At 60.3% G+C, this 20,020-nt stretch carries 22 protein-coding genes; 10 read left to right on the top strand and 12 right to left on the bottom strand.

Annotated features, from left to right (window positions below):
• Window positions 1–48 precede the first annotated feature (48 nt).
• The gene (locus TX24_RS18690; RefSeq protein ID WP_057710853.1) at window positions 49–1,512 is read left to right on the top strand and encodes a glyceraldehyde-3-phosphate dehydrogenase; all 1,464 of its coding nucleotides are present in this window, start codon (window positions 49–51) and stop codon (window positions 1,510–1,512) included.
• A gap of 171 nt (window positions 1,513–1,683) precedes the next feature.
• On the opposite strand, the gene TX24_RS18695 is transcribed toward TX24_RS18690, so the two are convergent.
• Window positions 1,684–2,217, bottom strand: coding sequence for a chalcone isomerase family protein (locus TX24_RS18695; RefSeq protein ID WP_057710854.1), 534 nt, complete (start codon window positions 2,215–2,217; stop codon window positions 1,684–1,686).
• Between the two features lie 216 nt (window positions 2,218–2,433).
• Between TX24_RS18695 and sthA the strand changes: the two genes are divergently transcribed.
• Window positions 2,434–3,828 carry a Si-specific NAD(P)(+) transhydrogenase gene (gene sthA / locus TX24_RS18700; protein WP_003189670.1) on the top strand — a complete coding sequence of 465 codons (1,395 nt, stop codon included), beginning with the start codon at window positions 2,434–2,436 and terminating at the stop codon, window positions 3,826–3,828.
• Between the two features lie 42 nt (window positions 3,829–3,870).
• Here the strand turns inward: sthA and TX24_RS18705 are convergent, their stop codons facing one another.
• Together TX24_RS18705 and TX24_RS18710 are read right to left on the bottom strand one after the other, a co-directional pair.
• Window positions 3,871–4,593: a glycerophosphodiester phosphodiesterase gene (locus TX24_RS18705; RefSeq protein WP_003189671.1), complete on the bottom strand. Its 723-nt coding sequence runs from the start codon at window positions 4,591–4,593 to the stop codon at window positions 3,871–3,873.
• A 44-nt stretch (window positions 4,594–4,637) separates the two neighbouring features.
• Entirely contained in the window at window positions 4,638–5,216 is a 579-nt protein-coding gene (locus TX24_RS18710; RefSeq protein WP_003189673.1) for a PilZ domain-containing protein, read from the bottom strand.
• Between the two features lie 94 nt (window positions 5,217–5,310).
• Between TX24_RS18710 and TX24_RS18715 the strand changes: the two genes are divergently transcribed.
• Genes TX24_RS18715 through TX24_RS18725 form a run of 3 tightly spaced genes read left to right on the top strand, consistent with a single transcriptional unit; the run spans window position 5,311 to window position 8,557 of the window.
• A complete protein-coding gene (locus TX24_RS18715; protein WP_003189676.1) occupies window positions 5,311–6,561 on the top strand; it encodes a lipoprotein-releasing ABC transporter permease subunit in 1,251 nt (416 codons plus the stop codon).
• Between the two features lie 7 nt (window positions 6,562–6,568).
• Window positions 6,569–7,252: a lipoprotein-releasing ABC transporter ATP-binding protein LolD gene (gene lolD / locus TX24_RS18720; RefSeq protein ID WP_019818240.1), complete on the top strand. Its 684-nt coding sequence runs from the start codon at window positions 6,569–6,571 to the stop codon at window positions 7,250–7,252.
• Between the two features lie 60 nt (window positions 7,253–7,312).
• Complete coding sequence (locus TX24_RS18725; protein WP_057710855.1) at window positions 7,313–8,557, top strand: lipoprotein-releasing ABC transporter permease subunit; 1,245 nt, start codon at window positions 7,313–7,315, stop codon at window positions 8,555–8,557.
• Window positions 8,558–8,665: 108 nt separating this feature from the next.
• Here the strand turns inward: TX24_RS18725 and TX24_RS18730 are convergent, their stop codons facing one another.
• Together TX24_RS18730 and TX24_RS18735 are read right to left on the bottom strand one after the other, a co-directional pair.
• The gene (locus tag TX24_RS18730) at window positions 8,666–10,015 is read right to left on the bottom strand and encodes a heavy metal sensor histidine kinase (protein WP_057710856.1); all 1,350 of its coding nucleotides are present in this window, start codon (window positions 10,013–10,015) and stop codon (window positions 8,666–8,668) included.
• Window positions 10,012–10,692 carry a heavy metal response regulator transcription factor gene (locus TX24_RS18735; protein ID WP_057710857.1) on the bottom strand — a complete coding sequence of 227 codons (681 nt, stop codon included), beginning with the start codon at window positions 10,690–10,692 and terminating at the stop codon, window positions 10,012–10,014. The genes TX24_RS18730 and TX24_RS18735 overlap by 4 nt, the downstream gene beginning before the upstream one ends.
• A 156-nt stretch (window positions 10,693–10,848) precedes the next feature.
• On the opposite strand from TX24_RS18735, the gene copI reads away from it, so the two are divergent.
• Entirely contained in the window at window positions 10,849–11,370 is a 522-nt protein-coding gene (gene copI, locus TX24_RS18740; RefSeq protein WP_003189683.1) for a copper-resistant cuproprotein CopI, read from the top strand.
• 66 nt (window positions 11,371–11,436) lie between these two features.
• Window positions 11,437–12,267, top strand: coding sequence for an NADPH-dependent 7-cyano-7-deazaguanine reductase QueF (queF, locus tag TX24_RS18745; protein ID WP_003189684.1), 831 nt, complete (start codon window positions 11,437–11,439; stop codon window positions 12,265–12,267).
• A gap of 135 nt (window positions 12,268–12,402) precedes the next feature.
• Here the strand turns inward: queF and TX24_RS18750 are convergent, their stop codons facing one another.
• The gene (locus tag TX24_RS18750) at window positions 12,403–12,669 is read right to left on the bottom strand and encodes a DUF4404 family protein (protein WP_057013347.1); all 267 of its coding nucleotides are present in this window, start codon (window positions 12,667–12,669) and stop codon (window positions 12,403–12,405) included.
• Window positions 12,670–12,780: 111 nt separating this feature from the next.
• Window positions 12,781–13,389: an HAD superfamily inactivated hydrolase PcrP gene (locus TX24_RS18755; protein WP_003189687.1), complete on the bottom strand. Its 609-nt coding sequence runs from the start codon at window positions 13,387–13,389 to the stop codon at window positions 12,781–12,783.
• Window positions 13,390–13,584: 195 nt separating this feature from the next.
• Between TX24_RS18755 and TX24_RS18760 the strand changes: the two genes are divergently transcribed.
• Window positions 13,585–14,274 (top strand): MlaA family lipoprotein, encoded by a 690-nt coding sequence (locus tag TX24_RS18760; RefSeq protein WP_003189688.1) that lies wholly within the window; start codon window positions 13,585–13,587, stop codon window positions 14,272–14,274.
• Window positions 14,275–14,411: 137 nt separating this feature from the next.
• Here TX24_RS18760 and TX24_RS18765 read toward each other — a convergent pair whose 3' ends face one another.
• Complete coding sequence (locus TX24_RS18765; protein ID WP_003189689.1) at window positions 14,412–14,708, bottom strand: PilZ domain-containing protein; 297 nt, start codon at window positions 14,706–14,708, stop codon at window positions 14,412–14,414.
• Between the two features lie 276 nt (window positions 14,709–14,984).
• On the opposite strand from TX24_RS18765, the gene rssB reads away from it, so the two are divergent.
• Both rssB and rssC read left to right on the top strand, forming a co-directional pair.
• A complete protein-coding gene (gene rssB, locus TX24_RS18770) occupies window positions 14,985–16,166 on the top strand; it encodes a two-component system response regulator RssB (protein ID WP_003189691.1) in 1,182 nt (393 codons plus the stop codon).
• Window positions 16,166–16,648 carry an anti-sigma factor antagonist RssC gene (gene rssC, locus TX24_RS18775; protein ID WP_003172602.1) on the top strand — a complete coding sequence of 161 codons (483 nt, stop codon included), beginning with the start codon at window positions 16,166–16,168 and terminating at the stop codon, window positions 16,646–16,648. Before rssB ends, rssC begins: the two co-directional genes overlap by 1 nt.
• A gap of 197 nt (window positions 16,649–16,845) precedes the next feature.
• On the opposite strand, the gene tal is transcribed toward rssC, so the two are convergent.
• From tal to TX24_RS18795, 4 genes are all read right to left on the bottom strand, one after another.
• A complete protein-coding gene (gene tal, locus TX24_RS18780; protein WP_019818234.1) occupies window positions 16,846–17,772 on the bottom strand; it encodes a transaldolase in 927 nt (308 codons plus the stop codon).
• Between the two features lie 403 nt (window positions 17,773–18,175).
• The gene (gene dusA / locus TX24_RS18785) at window positions 18,176–19,162 is read right to left on the bottom strand and encodes a tRNA dihydrouridine(20/20a) synthase DusA (protein WP_057710858.1); all 987 of its coding nucleotides are present in this window, start codon (window positions 19,160–19,162) and stop codon (window positions 18,176–18,178) included.
• Between the two features lie 83 nt (window positions 19,163–19,245).
• Window positions 19,246–19,530: a type II toxin-antitoxin system RelE/ParE family toxin gene (locus tag TX24_RS18790; RefSeq protein WP_057710859.1), complete on the bottom strand. Its 285-nt coding sequence runs from the start codon at window positions 19,528–19,530 to the stop codon at window positions 19,246–19,248.
• Complete coding sequence (locus TX24_RS18795) at window positions 19,520–19,762, bottom strand: CopG family ribbon-helix-helix protein (RefSeq protein ID WP_032902648.1); 243 nt, start codon at window positions 19,760–19,762, stop codon at window positions 19,520–19,522. Before TX24_RS18795 ends, TX24_RS18790 begins: the two co-directional genes overlap by 11 nt.
• Window positions 19,763–20,020 lie beyond the last annotated feature (258 nt).

The following is a 20,020-nucleotide window of genomic DNA, read 5'->3' on the forward strand; positions in this document are numbered from 1 at the left end:
CAACGCTCAGTCGGGCGACATAATGTAGCCCCTTTTTTCTGCCCCTACATGTGGAAGGTTCCCGTGACTCAGAAGCCCGACCAGTGTCTTGGTGAATGGATCGACCGTGAAGCACTCGCTGAAGCGATGATTCCGCTTATCGGTCAGCTGTACCGCAATAACAATGTGGTGAGCTCGATCTATGGCCGCAGCCTGATCAACCAGTCTGTCATCGCGATTCTCAAAGCCCACCGCTTTGCGCGCCATCGCTCCGCCGACGACAGCGAACTCTCCGTCCACGAAACATTCCCACTGCTCAAAGCCATGAGCGAGCTCAAGCTCGGCGCGGCTTCGGTAGACCTGGGCAAGTTGGCGTACAAATTCCGCAAAGAAGGCGCTGGCCGCACCGCCGAGCAGTTCGTGCGTGAAGAAATGGCCGATGTGGTTGGCCAGCAAAACGCTGCCGCCCGCAAAGGCACCGACGTGGTGTTGTACGGCTTTGGCCGTATCGGCCGCCTGCTGGCGCGCATCCTGATCGAGAAAACCGGTGGCGGCGACGGTCTGCGCCTGCGTGCCATCGTGGTGCGCAAAGGCGCCGAGAACGACCTGACCAAGCGCGCCAGCCTGCTGCGTCGCGACTCGGTACACGGCTCGTTCAACGGCACCATCACCATTGACGAAGAAAACAACACCATCACCGCCAACGGTAACCTGATCCAGGTGATCTACGCGAAGAACCCTACCGAGGTGGATTACACCCAGTACGGCATCCAGAACGCCCTGCTGGTGGACAACACCGGCGTATGGCGTGATGCCGAGGGCCTGGGCCAGCACCTGGCTTGCCCGGGTGTTGACCGCGTTGTGCTGACCGCGCCTGGCAAGGGCAAGCTCAAGAACATCGTGCACGGCATCAACCATGCTGAAATCACCGCTGACGACAAGATTGTGTCCGCCGCGTCCTGCACCACCAACGCCATCGTGCCGGTGCTCAAGGCCGTGAACGACAAGTTCGGCATCATCAACGGCCACGTTGAAACCGTTCACTCGTACACCAACGACCAGAACCTGATCGACAACTTCCACAAAGGCGATCGCCGTGGCCGTAGCGCCGCGTTGAACATGGTGATCACCGAGACCGGTGCTGCCACTGCCGCTGCCAAGGCCCTGCCTGAGCTGGCCGGCAAGCTGACCGGTAACGCCATCCGTGTACCGACGCCGAACGTGTCGATGGCCATTCTCAACCTGAACCTTGAGAAAGCCGCCACCCGTGAAGAGATGAACGAGTACCTGCGCTACATGGCGCTGCACTCCGACCTGCACAAGCAGATCGACTTCGTCAATTCCCAGGAAGTGGTCTCCACCGACTTCGTGGGCTCGCGCCATGCTGGTGTGGTGGACGCCGAAGCGACCATCACCCAGGACAACCGTGTTGTGCTGTACGTGTGGTACGACAACGAGTTCGGCTACAGCTGCCAGGTGGTTCGCGTGATGGAAGACATGGCTGGGGTCAACCCGCCTGCGTTTCCGCGCTAAGCCTTTGCGCTGAATGAAAAAGCCCCGACTGGTTCGGGGCTTTTTTATGCCTGTGGGTTTTGTGGTGTCTGGGAGGGCCTTATCGCAGGCAAGCCAGCTCCCACAATTGAAATGCATTTACCTGTGGGAGCGGGCTTGCCCGCGATGACGATGGAAGGGTCAACACCTCCATCACTTGAGTAGCGTGTTGCGCAAACTGTCCGACAGCCCTTTGGGCGCCAGCCAGATACCCAGGTAGGCCTTCGCTAATTCAGCGTCCGGGCTGCTGTACACCACCTGCCCATTAATCTCCAGATTCAACCCGCGCCCCGGACAAAAATCCAGCGCATAGCGATCGCCGCTGCGAATATCCCGAAAGCGCGCGTGCAGCTTGGCTATCTCCGAGTTCAACCCGGCATTGGCCTGCTGGCGTTCCAGGGTGACGGTGGCCGCCTTGATCACATCATTGCGGTCGATGTCGCGAAAGTAATACAGCGCCAGGCGCACAGCCTCCTGCTGGTCCCAGGCCTGCTTTGCCGGCAGTTCAGCCGGGGCATACAGCGCCGCCGCATATACATCCGCCCACAGATAGTTGAATACCGCCTGGTTTTTCAGGGCCAGCCCCTCGACCTGTGCGGGGAAGCTTGCCTGCTTGAGCCGCTGCGCATCGTTGGCGTGCGCCGTGAGCGACACCATCAGCATCAAACAGAAAAATAGTTGTCGCATAATGGCTCATCCTGAATTCGGCGCTGGTTTGCGTCCTGTAGTATGGCAACACTGGCCTACGACGCGACCAAGGGTTAATGTTCGCGGCGCTCGGGCTTCTATAGACTGTGCCCCGGTTCACACACACTTGAGCCAAATTGTCCTTCATGCACGCTGGCCGCGGCATGATTTAGCCCGGCGTCCAACCGTACGCCTGGCCTGTTCTGAGGAGTACGCATGGCTGTCTACAACTACGACGTGGTGGTACTGGGTTCCGGCCCAGCTGGAGAAGGTGCGGCGATGAACGCTGCCAAAGCAGGGCGCAAGGTGGCGATGGTCGATAGCCGTCGCCAGGTCGGCGGTAACTGCACCCACCTGGGTACCATCCCGTCCAAGGCGTTGCGTCACTCGGTACGGCAGATCATGCAGTTCAACACCAACCCGATGTTCCGGGCCATTGGTGAGCCGCGCTGGTTCTCGTTCCCGGACGTATTGAAAAGCGCTGAAAAAGTCATCTCCAAGCAAGTCGCCTCGCGCACCGGCTACTACGCCCGTAACCGCGTCGACCTGTTCTTCGGCACCGGCAGTTTCGCCGACGAGCAAACCGTCGAAGTGGTCTGCGCCAATGGCGTGGTCGAGAAGCTGGTGGCCAAGCACATCATCATCGCCACCGGTTCGCGCCCGTATCGCCCGGCGGACATCGATTTCCACCACCCGCGTATCTACGATAGCGACACCATCCTGAGCCTGGGCCACACCCCGCGCAAACTGATCATCTACGGCGCCGGCGTGATCGGCTGTGAATACGCCTCGATCTTCAGCGGCCTGGGTGTACTGGTGGAGCTGGTGGACAACCGTGACCAGTTGCTCAGCTTCCTCGACTCGGAAATTTCCCAGGCGTTGAGCTACCACTTCAGCAACAACAACATCACCGTGCGCCACAACGAAGAGTACGAGCGGGTCGAAGGCCTGGACAACGGGGTGATCCTGCACCTCAAGTCCGGCAAGAAGATCAAGGCCGACGCCTTGCTGTGGTGCAACGGTCGTACCGGCAACACCGACAAGCTGGGCATGGAAAACATCGGGGTCAAGGTCAACAGCCGTGGCCAGATCGAAGTGGATGAGAACTACCGCACCTGCGTGCCGAACATCTACGGCGCCGGTGACGTGATCGGCTGGCCAAGCCTGGCCAGTGCCGCCCATGACCAGGGCCGCTCGGCCGCTGGCAGCATTGTCGACAATGGCAGCTGGCGCTACGTAAACGACGTGCCGACCGGGATCTACACGATTCCCGAGATCAGCTCGATCGGCAAGAACGAGCACGAACTGACCAAGGCCAAGGTGCCTTACGAAGTCGGCAAGGCGTTCTTCAAGAGCATGGCGCGTGCGCAGATCGCCGGTGAGCCGCAAGGCATGCTGAAAATCCTGTTCCACCGCGAAACCCTGGAAGTGCTCGGCGTGCATTGCTTCGGCTACCAGGCCTCGGAGATCGTGCACATTGGCCAGGCGATCATGAACCAGCCGGGTGAGCAAAATACCCTCAAGTATTTCGTCAACACCACCTTCAACTACCCGACCATGGCCGAAGCCTATCGGGTAGCGGCCTACGACGGCCTCAACCGGCTTTTTTGAGCGGCTCCGGCCGGTGGCCTGAGCCGGCCGGGGAGACCGATTTCAGTAATTCTCGAGGGTGGCAGTGGCCAAACCGGGAAAGTCTGTAATCAGGCTATCTACGCCGAAGTCGGCGAGCCTGCGCATCAGCGCAGGTTCGTTGACTGTCCACACGGACACATGCAAGCCCTGGCGCTGGGCTTTTTCCAGCCGCTCGGGGGTGCACAGCGTCCAGTTCAATGCCAAGTACTCACAGCCGTAGTTCTGCGCGACCTTCAGCGGGTCGAGCCAGGCGTATTCGGCGACCAGGCCGCGTGACAGGTCTGGGGTGAGTTCCACGGCGGCCTTGAGCACTTCCCGCGAGCTTGACGTCACCGTGACCTTGTCCATCAAGCCAAAGCGCACGGCCATTTCGCGAATCGCCAGCACGGTGGTCGCGGCGCGGGTACGCGAGGCGCTTTTGACTTCCAGTTGCCAGTGATCGAAGTCGCACTGTTCGAACAACGCCTCCAGGCGCGGGATCGGGCAGGGGCTGACCCAGCCTGGGCCGCCTTTGCGCGCGTCCATTTTCACCAGGTCGGCCGCCGAATACTCGACGACTTTGCCGCGCCGGTCGGTGGTGCGCTTGAGGGTCGGGTCGTGGATGACCATCAACTCGCCGTCCATGGACAGGTGCAAGTCCAGCTCGCAGCGGCGTACGCCGTGCTTGAGGCATTCCTGAAAGCTGGTCAGGGTGTTTTCCGGTGCTTCGCCTTTGGCACCGCGGTGGCCGTAAATCAGGGTCACAGTTGCTCCTTTGCGCCAGGATGGCTGGCGTCGTGAATACGTATTCAGAGGTCTTCGCTTTGTTCTCGCGCCAGGCGGCGTTCCTGGGCCTGTTTCTGCAGGATATAGCGCGCCAGCAGTTGGCGTTGGGCATCGGTCATGGACTCGAATTCCGTGCCCACATCAAAGCCGTCGCCCTTGGGGTCGCAATGGGTCACCCGCGCGCGTAGCAACAGACCGAGCGCCTGGGGCATCAGCACCAGCTTGACCGCTAGGTGAGTGTCGGCGGCCAGCGGCGTGGGGTGCTGGAAGTCGATGCCGCCTTCGGAGAGGATCACCGGTTGCGGCGCACCTACCTCGTTCAGCAAACCGCGAGCCATGACCTGGCTGAGCAGGTCCAGGCGTTTGTTCTGCACTTTGAGGAAGGCCGCCAGGCTGCGGTCTTTCTCGTTGATCTGGCGCAGCAGGTGCTGGGCTTCGAATTCGCTCAAGTGCAGCTCGCTGAGCAGATTGAACAGCGGCGAATCATCCAGCAACACTTCCTTGCTCGCCGCGTCGGGGCCAGACAGGGGTTTGATTTGAAGTGCGATCATGTCGTCGATACGGTAGTATTCGCGGCGCTCTTCTTCATCTAATGTCGACATGGCGAACCCCAGGTAACGGTAATGGTCTGAGTGTAAAGCTGCTGACCAGACCCCGCCACCGGGACGTCTTCTTTTCCTCCGAACAAGCCCCGACATGTTCAGACCTCTCTTCGTATTTATCGGCACGCGTTATACCCGTGCAAAGCGTCGCAATCATTTTGTGTCGTTCATTTCCTTGACCTCGATGATCGGTCTCGCCCTGGGCGTGGTCGTGATGATCGTGGTGCTGTCGGTGATGAACGGCTTCGATCATGAGATGCGCACCCGCGTGCTGGGCATGGTGCCCCACGCGACCATTGAAGGCGATGCGCCGATCAATGACTGGCAAAGCCTGGCCGCCAAGGTCCAGCAGAACCCCAAGGTGGTGGCGGTCGCGCCGTTTACCCAGATGCAGGGGTTGCTGACCAACGACGGCAAAGTGCAGAAGATCCTGCTCAATGGCATCGACCCGGCCCAGGAGCACAACGTCTCGATCATCGACAAGTTCATGCTGCAAGGTAAGCTCGACGCACTGGCGCCGGGCAGCTTCGGCATCGTCATCGGTGACAAGGCCGCGGCCAAGCTGGGCGTGGGGGTTGGCGACAAGCTGACCTTCGTCGCCCCGGAAGTCACCGTGACCCCGGCCGGTATGTTCCCGCGCATGAAGCGCTTTACCGTGGTGGGCACCTTCCACGTCGGCGCTGGCGAGATCGACGGTTACATCGGCCTGACCAACCTCACCGACCTGGCCCGCCTGCACCGCTGGCAGCCCGACCAGGTGCAGGGCCTGCGCCTGAAATTCAACGACCTGTTCGACGCCCCGCGCGGCGCCTGGGAAATTGCCCAGCACCTGGGTGAGACCGAGTATTACGCCCGCGACTGGACCCGCACCCATGGCAACCTGTACCAGGCCATCCGCATGGAAAAAGCCATGATCGGCCTATTGTTGCTGCTGATCGTCGCCGTGGCGGCCTTCAACATCATCTCCACGCTGGTGATGGTGGTGAACGACAAGAAGGGCGACATCGCCATCCTGCGCACCCTGGGCGCTACGCCGGGGCAGATCATGGCGATCTTCATGGTGCAGGGCACCGTGATCGGCGTGGTCGGCACCCTGATCGGCACGGCGGTGGGCATTCTGGCCGCGCTGAACGTCAGCGCCGCCATTGCCCTGCTTGAAAAAGTGATCGGCCACAAGTTTCTCAACGCCGACGTCTACTTCATCGATTACTTGCCGTCCCAGGTGCAAACCCAGGACGTGCTGATGGTGGGCGGCGCCGCGTTGGTCCTGAGCTTCCTTGCCACCCTGTATCCAGCCTGGCGCGCGGCACGTACCCAGCCAGCACAGGCATTACGTTATGAGTGAATCGGGCATGAGTGAAAAAGCAATCCTGAGCTGCCGCAACCTGGGCAAATCCTACGAGGAGGGCCCGGAGTCGGTGGTGGTGCTGTCCAACCTGCAGCTTGAACTGCACCCTGGCGAGCGCGTGGCGATCGTCGGCAGTTCCGGTTCCGGCAAAAGTACCTTGCTCAACCTGTTGGGCGGCCTCGATACGCCGTCCCAGGGCAGCGTCTGGCTGGCCGGTGAAGAACTGTCGGCCTTGAATGAAAAGGCCCGTGGCCAACTGCGCAACCGCTCGTTGGGCTTTGTGTACCAGTTCCACCACTTGCTGCCGGAATTCACCGCCCTGGAAAACGTGTGCATGCCGCTGTTGATCGGCAAGACCGCGATTCCTGAAGCGCGCCAGCGTGCCACGGCGTTGCTTGAGCGCGTCGGCCTGGGCCACCGCCTGGAGCACAAGCCAGCAGAGTTGTCCGGTGGTGAGCGCCAGCGCGTGGCGATTGCCCGTGCCCTGGTGAACAACCCCGGCCTGGTGATGCTCGACGAGCCGACCGGTAACCTCGACTCCCACACCGCCCAGGGCATCAAGGACTTGATGCTGGAGTTGAGCACCCAGATGCGCACCGCGTTCCTGGTGGTCACCCATGACATGAGCATGGCCCGGCAGATGGACCGCGTACTGCATTTGCAGGAAGGTCATCTGGTCGCTATCTGACCTGTTGCAAGCCCGGTTTTTTGAGGCCGGGCTTTTTCATTTTTCCAACGGTGCCCGCGAATGTTCAGACCGTTATCGATTTTTATCGGCACGCGCTATACCCGCGCCAAGCGCCGCAACCGTTTTGTCTCGTTTATCTCGATGACCTCGATGATCGGCCTCGCCCTGGGCGTGCTGGCGATGATCGTAGTGCTCTCGGTGATGAACGGCTTTCAGCGTGAAATGAGCTCGCGCATCCTCGGCATGGTGCCCCACGCCACCATCGTCGGCGTAAAGCCGATTGATGATTGGCAGCCGGTGGCCGCCGCCGCGATGAAGAACCCGCAAGTTACCGCCGCCGTGCCCTTCACCCAGATGGATGGCATGTTTTCCTATAAGGGCGCGATGCAGCCGATCGAGATCAGCGGCGTCGACCCGGCCCAGGAAGGCAAGGTGTCGATCGTGGCCCAGCACATCGTGCGCGGCAAACTCGACGACCTCAAACCCGGCGAGTTCGGGGTGGTGGTCGGTGATATCACCGCACGCCGCTTTCGCCTGAGCGTGGGCGACAAGCTGACCCTGATCGTGCCGGAACTCAGCAGCGCGCCGGGCGGCATCACCCCGCGCATGCAGCGCCTGAATGTGATGGGTATCTTCAAAGTCGGCGCCGAGTTGGATGGCTCCATGGCCCTGATCCACATGGCCGACGCCGCTGAAATCCAGCATTGGCAGCCCAATCAGGTGCAAAGCGTGCGCCTGGCGGTGAAGGACCTGTACGCAGCGCCCAAAGTCTCGGCAGATATCGCCGCCAGTCTGGGCGCGGCTTACAAGCCGGATGACTGGACCCACACCCAGGGCAGCCTGTTCAGCGCGATGAAAATGGAAAAGACCATGATCGGCCTGCTGTTGCTGATGATCGTCGCCGTGGCCGCGTTCAACATCATCGCTACCTTGATCATGGTGGTGAACGACAAGGGCGCGGACATCGCCATCCTGCGCACCATCGGCGCCACGCCTCGGCAGATCATGGCGATCTTCATGGTGCAGGGTACTGTGATTGGCGTGGTCGGCACCTTGATCGGCGGCGTGCTGGGGGTGATTGCGGCGCTGAACGTAAGCGAGCTGGTGGGCTGGCTGGAGCGGGTGAGCGGGCAGCATATCTTCAGTTCGGATGTGTACTTTGTCAGCAACCTGCCGTCGGAGCTGCAAGGTGGGGATGTGTTGCTGATTTGCTCGGCGGGGTTTGTGTTGAGCTTCTTGGCGACGATTTACCCAGCGTATCGGGCGGCGAAGATTGAGCCGGCGCATGCGCTCAGGTATTCGTAACCTGATCGTTCCCACGCTCTGCGTGGGAATGCCTCACCGGACGCTCCGCGTCCGCTGTTAGGACGCAGAGCGTCCTGGACTGCATTCCCACGCGGAGCGTGGGAACGATCAGCAGTCGCCCTTAGGCAACTCAATCACAAACCGGGTCCAGCCCGCCTGCGACTCACAATAAATCCTGCCCCCATGGGCCCGCACAATCGACTGGGTAATCGCCAACCCCAACCCTGCATGTTCACTGCTACCTGCACGCCTCGACGGATCGGCTCGGTAGAACCGGTCAAACAGCCGCGGCAATAACGGCGCAGGAATACCTTCCCCGCTGTTCTCAACCGTCAGTGTCACGCCACTCTCGAGCCGCACCCGCACTTCACCGCCAGGTGGGGTAAACCGCAGCGCGTTATCCAGCAGATTCGACAAGGCCCGGCGCAACATACCGCGATCGCCCATCGTATGGGCGCTGCCCTCGCGCACCAGCCTCACCTGTGCGTCCTCCGCCAGCAGGGTAAAGAACTCCAACAGTGCGTCGACCTCATCGCCCAAATCCAGAGCTTCACGGCTGGGCATCAGCAAGCCGTGGTCAGCTTTGGCCAGGTACAGCATGTCGTTGACCAGTTGCGCCATCCATTGCAGCTCTTCCAGGTTGCTGTGCAGCGCCTCGCGGTAATCCTCCAGCGGGCGCGGTTGGGTGAGGATGACTTGGGTCTGGGTCAGCAGGTTGGACAGCGGTGTGCGCAGTTCGTGGGCGATATCCGCGCTGAAGGCGGACAGGCGCTGAAAGGCGTCGTCCAGGCGCGCCAGCATGGCGTTGACGGCCTGGGCCAGTTCCGCGAGTTCCACCGGCATTTGCTCTTGGGGTAAGCGTTGTGTGAGGGAGTGGGCGGAGACGCTGGCGGCCACTTCACCCATGCGCCGCAGTGGCCGCAACCCGCTGCGCGCAGCCCAGGCGCCGAGCAGGGCGGTGGCCAGGGCCGAGAGGCTCACGGTCAGCCAGATCAAGCGTTGCATGCGTTGTAGAAAGTGCTGGTGGTGAGTGATGTCGAGGATCAGGGTCAGCTGTGGCGAATCCAGTTGGCTGGGCGTCAAGGGTGCGATGAAGACGCGGTAGTCGGTGCCTGCGTATTGCAGGCTGTGCAGGCCGGGTGCTTGGGGCAAGGGAAGGTGTGGCGCGCCGTCCAGCCAACGTTGACCCGCCCCGGTGATGCGCAAGGTGAGGTCGGGCTGGTGATCGAGTTCGGCACGCAGTTGAGGGGTGCGCTGGGCGAGGTCTTCCCGTGAGGTGACACCCTGCAAGGTGCTGCGCAGGGCCACCAGTTTGCTTTCGAGCTGTTGCTGGTCCAGCTCCATGAAGTGCGCCTCGCTGGCCCGGTTGAACAACACCCCGGCGATCAACGAGACCACCGCCGTGCAGGCGGCAAACAGCAGCGCCAGGCGGCTGGTCAGGGACAGGCGCTTGATCACGTGAACCGTTCCTCCAGCACGTAACCCATGCCTCGCACGGTGTGGATCAGTTTGTTGGGGAAATTGTCGTCGACCTTCAGGCGCAGGCGGCGAATGGCGACTTCGATGATGTTGGTGTCGCTGTCGAAATTCATGTCCCACACCTGGGAGGCGATCAGCGTCTTGGGCAGCACTTCGCCCTGGCGGCGTAGCAGCAGCTCCAGCAAGGCGAACTCCTTGGCGGTGAGGTCGATGCGCTGGCCGCTGCGCTCGACGCGGCGGCGGATCAAGTCCAGGCTCAGGTCGGCCAGTTGCAGCGTGGTGTCCTGCGGCGTGCTGCTGCCACGGCGCAACAAGGTGCGCACCCGCGCCAGCAGTTCGGAAAAGGCGAAGGGTTTGACCAGGTAATCGTCGGCGCCCAGCTCCAGGCCATGTACTCGGTCTTCTACGGCATCGCGAGCGGTGAGGAACAGCACCGGGATGTCCAGGCCGGCACTGCGCACCGCCTGCAGGATTTGCCAGCCATCGCGGCCGGGCAGCATCACATCGAGGATCAACAAGTCATAGTCGCCCGTTAGCGCCAAGTGCTGGCCACAGGTGCCGTCGGCCACCAGTTCGGTGGTAAAGCCCGCTTCGGCCAGGCCCTGACGCAGGTAATGACCGGTTTTGGGTTGGTCTTCGACGATCAGCAGTTTCATGTAGGGCTCTTGGTCAAGGTGGACGCCGGCCTTTATACCCTGGGCTCCGGGGTATGGGCGCAAGCTGACAAAGTTGTAATCTAGCAGTCAGCTGACTGGCAGCGAGGCCATCTTAAAGTGTTGCCCAAGCTGGATACCTATTTTGGAGAGTGAAAGATGGCGTTGCGTACACCCCAGTTATTGGCGGGCTGCCTGTTGGCGTTGAGTTTCAATGCACTGGCGGATGCGACTCACACCTACGCGTTCGGACAGCCGGCCCCGGCGGATAAAGCCACGCGCACCGTTGAAGTCACGCTGCGGGACATTGCCTTTGAGCCCAAGTCCCTGGACGTCAAGGCCGGTGAAACCGTGCGCTTCGTGCTAGTCAACAAAGGCCAGTTGCTGCATGAGTTCAACCTGGGTGACGCGGCCATGCATGCCGCCCACCAGAAAGAGATGTTGCAGATGCAAGCCAGTGGCATGCTCACCGCCACCGGCATGGGCAAGATGGATCACAGCGCCATGGGCCACGGCGACATGGGCGGCATGAAGCACGACGATCCCAACAGTGTGCTGGTGGAGCCGGGCAAGACGGCCGAGCTGACCTGGACGTTCAAGCAGGCCACGGGCCTTGAGTTCGCCTGCAACCTGCCTGGGCATTACCAGGCAGGCATGGTCGGCAAACTGACCGTTGAGTGAGGCGTTTGTTAAGGGCGGGGGCAAAGGCTGGTAGACTGGCGCGGTTTATTTAGCCAGGTTTCCGCCATGCATCCCGCAGCCGAACATTCGCCGCTGGGCAAGTCCAGTGAATACATCAGCACTTACACGCCTTCGTTGCTGTTCCCGATTCCACGCGCCGCCAAGTGGGCCGAGCTGGGCCTGAGCGCCGAGACCCTGCCGTACAAGGGCGTGGATTTCTGGAACTGCTTCGAACTGTCCTGGCTGTTGCCCTCGGGCAAGCCGGTGGTAGCCATCGGTGAATTCAGCATTCCGGCCGACTCGCCAAACATCATCGAGTCCAAGTCGTTCAAGCTGTACCTCAACTCGTTGAACCAGACCGCGTTTGCCGACACGCAAAGCCTTGAAGCCACCCTGCGCACCGACCTCAGCGCTGCGGCCGGCAAGCCCGTGAGCGTGCGCATTCGCAGCCTGGCCGATATTGAGGCCGAAGGCGTGATGGCGCTCCCGGGCGTGTGCATTGACGACCTGGATATCAACGTCAGCAGCTACGAACACCCGCGCCCGGAACTGCTGCGTTGCGATGATTCGCGCGTGGTGGAGGAGAGCGTGCACAGCCACCTGCTCAAATCCAACTGCCCGGTGACCAGCCAGCCTGACTGGGGCAGTGTGGTGGTGGAATATCGCGGTGCGGCGCTGGATCATGCCAGCCTGCTGGAATATATCGTCAGCTTTCGCCAGCACTCGGATTTTCATGAGCAGTGTGTGGAGCGGATCTTCTTGGACTTGCAGCGCTTGCTCAAGCCGGAGAAGTTGACGGTGTATGCGCGGTATGTGCGCCGGGGTGGGTTGGATATCAACCCGTACCGCAGCACTGAGAACACCCAGTTCCTGAACGTGCGCCTGGCGCGCCAATAAGCCTTCATACAAAAAACTGTGGGAGCTGGCTTGCCTGCGATTGCGATCTTTCAGTCATTCATCAAGTGACTGATACACCGCTATCGCAGGCAAGCCAGCTCCCACATTTGGTTGTGTGTTTGGCTTGGGATTGGGTTAGATGCCGATATTGCCCAGGGTGATCATAATATTGCGCAAGGTCCCAGAAATGACTGGATGTTCAGCATCAAACTCTATGGCCGCTTGATTCACATCGTCGGAAATACTGGGTGTCTGTGTCGCCGGTTCCAATTCAAGTTGCATTTCGAACTTGGCAATCAGCGCCTCCAGCGCTTCACGTTTCTCTACTGGCAGCGGTGGGTCCTGTTCCAACTGCCCGCGCAGGATCTCGACCTGTTCTTCCAGTTTTTTGCGATCAGGCATGACGTTCTTTCCTTTTATCGATAGGCACTGGCATAGACCGCGGCGCGCCGTGAAAGGTCTACGGGCTGACCTGTAGATTAATCCACTGGGGCCAACTGTGCATGATCTCGATCAGGGCTTCTCGCCCTTGAGCTGGCGCAGGCGGATGTCGGCCAGGCAGGTGCCGAGTTCGCCCAGGTGGTCGATCACCGAGTGCACGCCCAGGCCATAGAGTGCCACCGTGGCCTTGCCACGCTTGTGTTCGCGTTGCTGCTCGGTCAGCGCCTGCCATTGCTGGGGCGACAGGCCGCAGAGCGAACCGCATGAGGCCAGGCCGATGGTCCACAAACCGGCGTTCAGGCCCGATTGCAGCAGGCGCGGCTCGCCGCTGACCAGTACGCAGCCTTCCAGGCGTTCGATGTTCAACTCCATCAGGGCTTGCCAGCAGGCGTGGGGCGCGGGCCAGCGAATGGAGGAGGGTGAGGCGGCCTTGAGCCAGCCAGGCAGGCCGGCGCACAGTGGCGTGGTCACGGCGGGAGGCAGTTCGTCCAGCCAGGCGCAGGGCACGCCTTGTTCTTTGAGGCTGCGCAGGATTTTCAATGCGCCCGGCGTGGCCTCGGCATCCGCGCACGGTGAGTCGGTGCGCGCCAGGGAACCAAAATCCACCAGGCAACCACTCAGGCCAAATAACACGGCGGTCAATGAGGGGGCTGCGGCGACGGCAATCTCGGCGTGTGGCATCTGAACGTCCCTGAAATAGCTGCCACGCTATCGGGGCGGCATGACAAGGGGATGACACTGTCGATATTTGTAGGAATTTTGTGCATTTTACGTAAGACGATTCTAGGTAGCTGCCTAAATCGGCACTTCCGTCATATACTGACGGCCTTATTCAGGGCATAGCGCCCATGACAGACCATTCAAGGAGCAAAAGCTATGCGCTGGAGCCAGTACTTCGCTCAGCTATCGGTGTGTGCCACCATCCTGTTGGCGCCTTTCGCTGCCCAAGCGGCCTCGGAAGATGACCCATGGGAAAGCGTCAACCGCCCCATCTTCACCTTCAACGACACCGTTGACACCTATGCCCTCAAGCCAATCGCCCAGGGCTATCAGTTCGTCACCCCACAATTTGTGCAGGACGGCGTTCACAACTTCTTCCGCAACATCGGTGATGTCGGCAACCTGGCCAACAACGTGCTGCAACTCAAGCCGCACAATGCAGGCGTCGACACTGCGCGCCTGTTGGTCAACACCACGTTTGGCGTCCTGGGCTTTATCGACGTCGGCACCAAAATGGGGCTGCAGCGCAGCGATGAAGACTTCGGCCAAACCCTCGGCTACTGGGGTGTGGGCAGTGGCCCGTACGTGATGATCCCGTTGCTGGGCCCAAGCACCTTGCGTGATGCGCCGTCCAAATACGTCGACAGCTACACCCAACCGTACCGCTACATGAACGACATCGGCTGGCGTAACAGCACCTTCGGCCTCAACGTCGTCGACGTGCGCGCCAGCCTGCTCGACAGTGAAAAGCTGATCAGCGGCGACAAGTACACCTTCATTCGTAACGCTTACCTGCAGAACCGCGAGTTCAAGGTCAAGGACGGCAAGGTCGTTGACGACTTTTAAGCTGTGACGTTTTGAAATGAAAAAGGCGACCTTTATAGGGTCGCCTTTTTTGTGCGCGCTGATCGTTCCCCACGCTTCGCGTGGGAACGCATCCCGTGACGCTCCGCGTCACCCTTGCGCAGGGGCTGGATGCTGCGTTAGCGCATTTTCAGAATCTTGAGGCCCAGATGCTGGTCATCGCCTACTGCCTTGGTCCACACCACCTCGGTATCCGCTTCAAGACCCCTGAGCGCAGCGTGTTCTGAATCAATGCGCACGGTCAGCAGGTCACCCACCGTGAACTGGCGAGGTGCCTGCACTTGCATGCCGGAACTGGAGAGGTCCACGCAGGTACCGGCGATCTCCTGCCCGGCATGGATCAAAGACACATCGGCATCTATTCGCATGCGGATGAAATCGCGTTTTTCGGCGTAGTCGCGCTCGTGTTCGCTCACAGCATCCATCCTTACTTTGCGTTGTGGTTGTGAGGGTTCTTATAACTCCCGGTGATTTGCGGTGTAAAGACGCCCGGCGACCATCGGCATGAGCTTGAAACCCCTCACGGATGGGAGTACCGTCTGCGCCTTAGAAGGGCACCTCTGCTTTACCGTTGTGCATGGGCCAAATCCCAATGCTTTGTAGGACAGAGAGGCTAGAAAGCGAATCCAGTACGTGAGCCCGGCCATTGCCGAGCCGCCTACGCCAACCTAATTCTGGCGCCGTTTGCCCACATGCAAAAAACCAGTGCCACGCTGCTGATAATCGATGACGACGAAGTAGTGCGCGCGAGCCTCGCGGCCTACTTGGAAGACAGTGGCTTCAGCGTCCTGCAGGCCAGTAATGGCCAACAGGGTCTCCAGGTATTCGAGCGCGACAAGCCCGACCTCGTGATCTGCGACCTGCGCATGCCCCAGATGGGCGGCCTGGAGCTGATTCGCCAGGTGACCGACCTTGCCCCGCAAACGCCGGTGATTGTCGTGTCCGGTGCCGGTGTCATGAACGATGCCGTTGAAGCCTTGCGCCTGGGCGCCGCCGATTACCTGATCAAGCCCCTGGAAGACCTGGCTGTGCTGGAGCACTCGGTGCGCCGCGCCCTGGACCGTGCACGCCTGCTCCTGGAAAACCAGCGCTACCGTGAAAAGCTCGAGACCGCCAACCGCGAACTCGAAGCCAGCCTGAACCTGCTGCAGGAAGACCAGAACGCCGGTCGCCAGGTGCAGATGAACATGCTGCCGGTCAGCCCCTGGACCACCGACGAATTCAAGTTCGCCCACCAGATCATCCCGTCGTTGTACCTGTCGGGTGATTTTGTCGACTATTTCCGCGTCGATGAGCGGCGCGTAGCGTTCTACCTGGCCGACGTTTCCGGCCACGGCGCGTCTTCAGCGTTTGTGACCGTGTTGTTGAAGTTCATGACCACACGGCTGTTGTTCGAGTCCAAGCGCAATGGCACCTTGCCGGAGTTCACCCCTTCCGAGGTGCTGGGCCACATCAACCGAGGCCTGATCAGCTGCAAGCTGGGCAAGCACGTGACGATGGTCGGCGGCGTGATCGACGAAGAAACCGGTCTTTTGACCTACAGTATTGGCGGTCACCTGCCGATGCCTGTTTTGTACACTCCTGACAGTGTGCGCTACCTGGAAGGGCGTGGCCTGCCCGTAGGCTTGTTTAACGAAGCCACGTACGAAGACCACATCCTGGAATTGCCGCCGACCTTCAGCCTGACGCTGCTGTCCGACGGAATTCTGGACCTTCTTCCAGAGCCTACACTCAAAGAGAAAGAAGCCGCCTTGCCCCAAAAGGTCAAGTCGGCGGGCGGCAGCCTGGATGGCCTGCGGCAGGTTTTTGGATTGGCCACGCTAGGGGAGATGCCGGATGATATCGCCCTATTGGTGTTGAGCAGGAATCTTTGATGAGTACCGGAAGAATCCAATTCGCCGAGCAAGACGGGACCTTCGTCCTGAAGTTTGTCGGTGAAGTGCGCCTGACCTTGTGTTCGGCCCTGGATGCGACGATCGAGCGGATCTTCACAGCGCTGAACTTCTCGGCGATCGTGATCGACCTGACCGAAACGCGCAGCATCGATAGCACCACCCTGGGCCTGTTGGCCAAGTTGTCCATTCTGTCGCGGCAGAAGGTCGGCCTGTTGCCGACCGTGGTCACCACCCACGAAGACATCACCCGTCTGTTGCAGTCCATGGGCTTTGATCAGGTGTTCAACATCGTTGACCGCCCGATCCCGTGCCCGGAATGCCTCACCGACCTGCCGTCCCAGGACCAGTCCGAGGAAGTGGTGCGGGTCAAGGTGCTGGAAGCGCACAAGATCCTGATGGGCTTGAATGAGTCCAACCGCGAAGCCTTCCACGACCTCGTCAACGCCCTCGAGCGGCACTGACGGTCTCCCTGCCCAAACACACACACAGTCCAATGTGGGAGCTGGCTTGCCTGCGATTGCTTAGTGTCAGTCGATGAAGTGTTGGCTGGCCCACCGCTATCGCAGGCAAGCCAGCTCCCACAGGGGGCGGCGGTGATACCGAGGCAAAAAAAGGGCAGCACCCTCACAGGTGCCGCCCTTTTTGCCGCTATCTGCCTTTACAGCTTGGCCGACAACAACGCCTCCAGCTTCTCTTGGTCCCGAGCAAACTGACGAATCCCCTCCGCCAGCTTCTCAGTCGCCATCGCGTCCTCGTTGGACTCCCAACGGAACTGCGCTTCAGTCATATGCACCCGCGCTTCACCGGCATGCCCTGGCGCCAACTTGCGCTCCAGCTTGCCTTCATCGGCTGCCAGCTTCTCCAGCAGGTCCGGGCTGATGGTCAGGCGATCACACCCGGCCAGCTCTTCGATCTGGCTGAGGTTACGGAAGCTCGCACCCATCACCACCGTCTTGTAGCCGTTAGCCTTGTAGTAGTTGTAGATGCGGGTCACCGACTGCACGCCCGGGTCATCGGAACCGGTGTAATCGTTGCCGTTGGCCTTCTTGTACCAATCGTAGATACGGCCCACAAACGGCGAAATCAGAAACACACCCGCTTCGGCACAGGCCACGGCCTGGGCAAACGAGAACAGCAGGGTCAGGTTGGTCTGGATGCCTTCTTTTTCCAGCTTCTCGGCGGCGCGGATGCCTTCCCAGGTGGAGGCGATCTTGATCAGCACGCGGTCACGGCCAACGCCGGCTTTGTCGTACAGGTCGATCAGACGGTGCGCACGCTTGAGAATAGCGGCCTCGTCGAATGACAGGCGCGCATCCACCTCAGTGGAAATACGGCCCGGCACTACTTTGAGAATCTCTTGGCCCACCGCCACCGCAAAGCGGTCACTGGCCAGGCCCACATCGCCGTTGCAATCCTGCACACACTCATCCAGCAGCTTGGCGTAGCCAGGAATCGACGCAGCCTTGAGCAGCAGGGAAGGGTTGGTGGTCGCGTCTTGCGGCTTGAGCTTGGCGAGGGTGGAAAAATCGCCGGTATCGGCTACGACGGTGGTGAATTGCTTGAGTTGTTCCAGCTTGGAAGTCATGGGCGTGCTCTGTCCTGTGGGTCTAGTGACATTACCCGAGCGCTGGCAGGCGCTCAAGGGCGCAAATGCGTTAGGTCGTTTGCGAGGGCAATAACCTGGAAACAGCCGTTTGAATCACCGGCCGTGGTGCTCAATTGGAGGGCAAAATCGATGGCAGGTTCAACCCAACTGCCCGATAACCACCCCAATCAAACTGTGAGAGCTGGCTTGCCTGCATGACGCCAGCCCGGCCACTGACATTCAGCTGACACACATCAGTCAAACTGTGGGAGCTGGCTTGCCTGCGATGACGCCAGTCCAGCCACTGACATTCACCTGACACACATCGCTCAAAACTGTGGGAGCGGGCTTGCTCGCGAAAGCAGCCTGTCAGCCCCAAATACCCCCACTGACACCCAACCCGTCACCGCCCCTCCAACAAAGCCCCCGCCTGATCCAACAACGCCAACGGATCACTCGCCTTATGAATATCCACCGACAACAACTGCCGAAACTTACGCGCCCCCGGAAAACCGGTCCCCAGCCCCAGAACATGGCGCGTAATGTGATGCATCGCGCCACCTGTCGCCAAGTGCTCGGCTATATACGGACGCAACTGCGCCAACGCCTCAGCGCGGGTGATCACAGGCGCGGTGCTGCCAAACAACAGCTGATCCACCTCCGCCAGCAAATACGGATTGTGATAAGCCTCCCGCCCCAACATCACCCCATCAAACGTCTGCAAATGCTCCTGGCACTGCTCCAACGTCTTGATCCCACCGTTGAGATTAATCTCCAGCTCTGGAAAGTCCCGCTTCAACTGCGCCGCCACGTCATAACGCAACGGCGGAATGTCCCGGTTCTCCTTGGGCGACAACCCCTCCAGAATCGCAATCCGTGCATGCACGGTAAAACTGGTGCAACCGGCATCCTTCACAGTCCCGACGAAATCACACAGCTCGGCATAACTGTCCCGGCCATTGATACCGATACGGTGCTTCACCGTCACCGGGATCGACACCGCATCGCGCATGGCCTTCACACAATCCGCCACCAGGGCAGGGTGCGCCATGAGGATCGCGCCGATCATGTTGTTCTGCACCCGGTCGCTGGGGCAGCCAACGTTCAGGTTCACTTCGTCGTAACCGGCGGCTTCGGCCATACGGGCGCAGGCGGCCAGATCGGCCGGAACGCTGCCGCCCAACTGGAGGGCCAGCGGGTGCTCGGCTTCGTTGTGGCGCAGGAAGCGGTCGTGGTCGCCGTGGAGGATAGCGCCGGTGGTGACCATCTCGGTGTAGAGCAGGGCGTGTTTGGAGAGCAGGCGTAGGAAGAACCGGCAGTGGCGGTCAGTCCAGTCCATCATCGGGGCGACGGAGAAGCGGCGGGAGAGTGGGGCGGTTTGTAGGGACATGGGGGATCTGAGTTGGCAAGGCGAATGGGGCGCAGTTTATCAGGAACGGATCTTGGGTGCCGGTGAGGCAAGTTTTGCGCGCATTACCACTTCGAACGAGGGCGTTGCCGTGTGTGGAATACACCAAGGATCTGCAGTCGATCACCCCGCACTCTATACGGGATCAGATAGGACCAGTTGGGGACTGCCCATTCGCGGGTATGTTTCACCCGACCTTCGCGTCCTATAGAAGGAAACTGAGCCAGCCTGTCGACGCTGGCGAAAATGGCATCCGAGAAGTCGTCAGCGGCTTTTGGATTTTCGAGAGCGATATAATTCGCTTCGTCTTCCAGATTTTTGAGTGCTTTTTCAAGCCACTCAACCCGCATTCCGGCTCCAGCGCCTAGCGCGCATGGCTGCCACTTGGTCATCGGTGGCGAATTTTCCTTCGTCGGCTTCCTTTACTGCCAGCTCGATTTGGGCGGTCAGCGTTTTCTCGTGCTCGATGTAGTCGCGAAGAACGTCCATCGCCAGGTAGCTTGCTGTCTGGCCGTTGGTTTTGGCCAGGTCGGCGAGAGAGTTGGACAGGTCTTCCGGCAGGTTTAGGGATATCCCAGTCATGGCGGTCTCGATGGTGGACGGTTGTGGGGCATCTTACACCTTGATGTGCTTGGTTGACTCAGCAGTCCGTCGTGAGGTGTATCTGGAAGTGAATTGCTTTTCGCTGCCTACTCAAAATTAGGTACCGTAGTCTGGCTTCGATATCTGCCCATGAGTGACGCGGTTCACGTCATCGGCTTTCGTGAAGCCAACAAACTGGGGGGGCAAAAATAATGACCAGAAACTCCCGTTCTGAAAGGGTTGATGCAGTGAACCCGG

This window comes from Pseudomonas lactis (assembly GCF_001439845.1).
In the GTDB taxonomy this organism is placed as follows: Bacteria; Pseudomonadota; Gammaproteobacteria; order Pseudomonadales; family Pseudomonadaceae; genus Aquipseudomonas; species Aquipseudomonas lactis.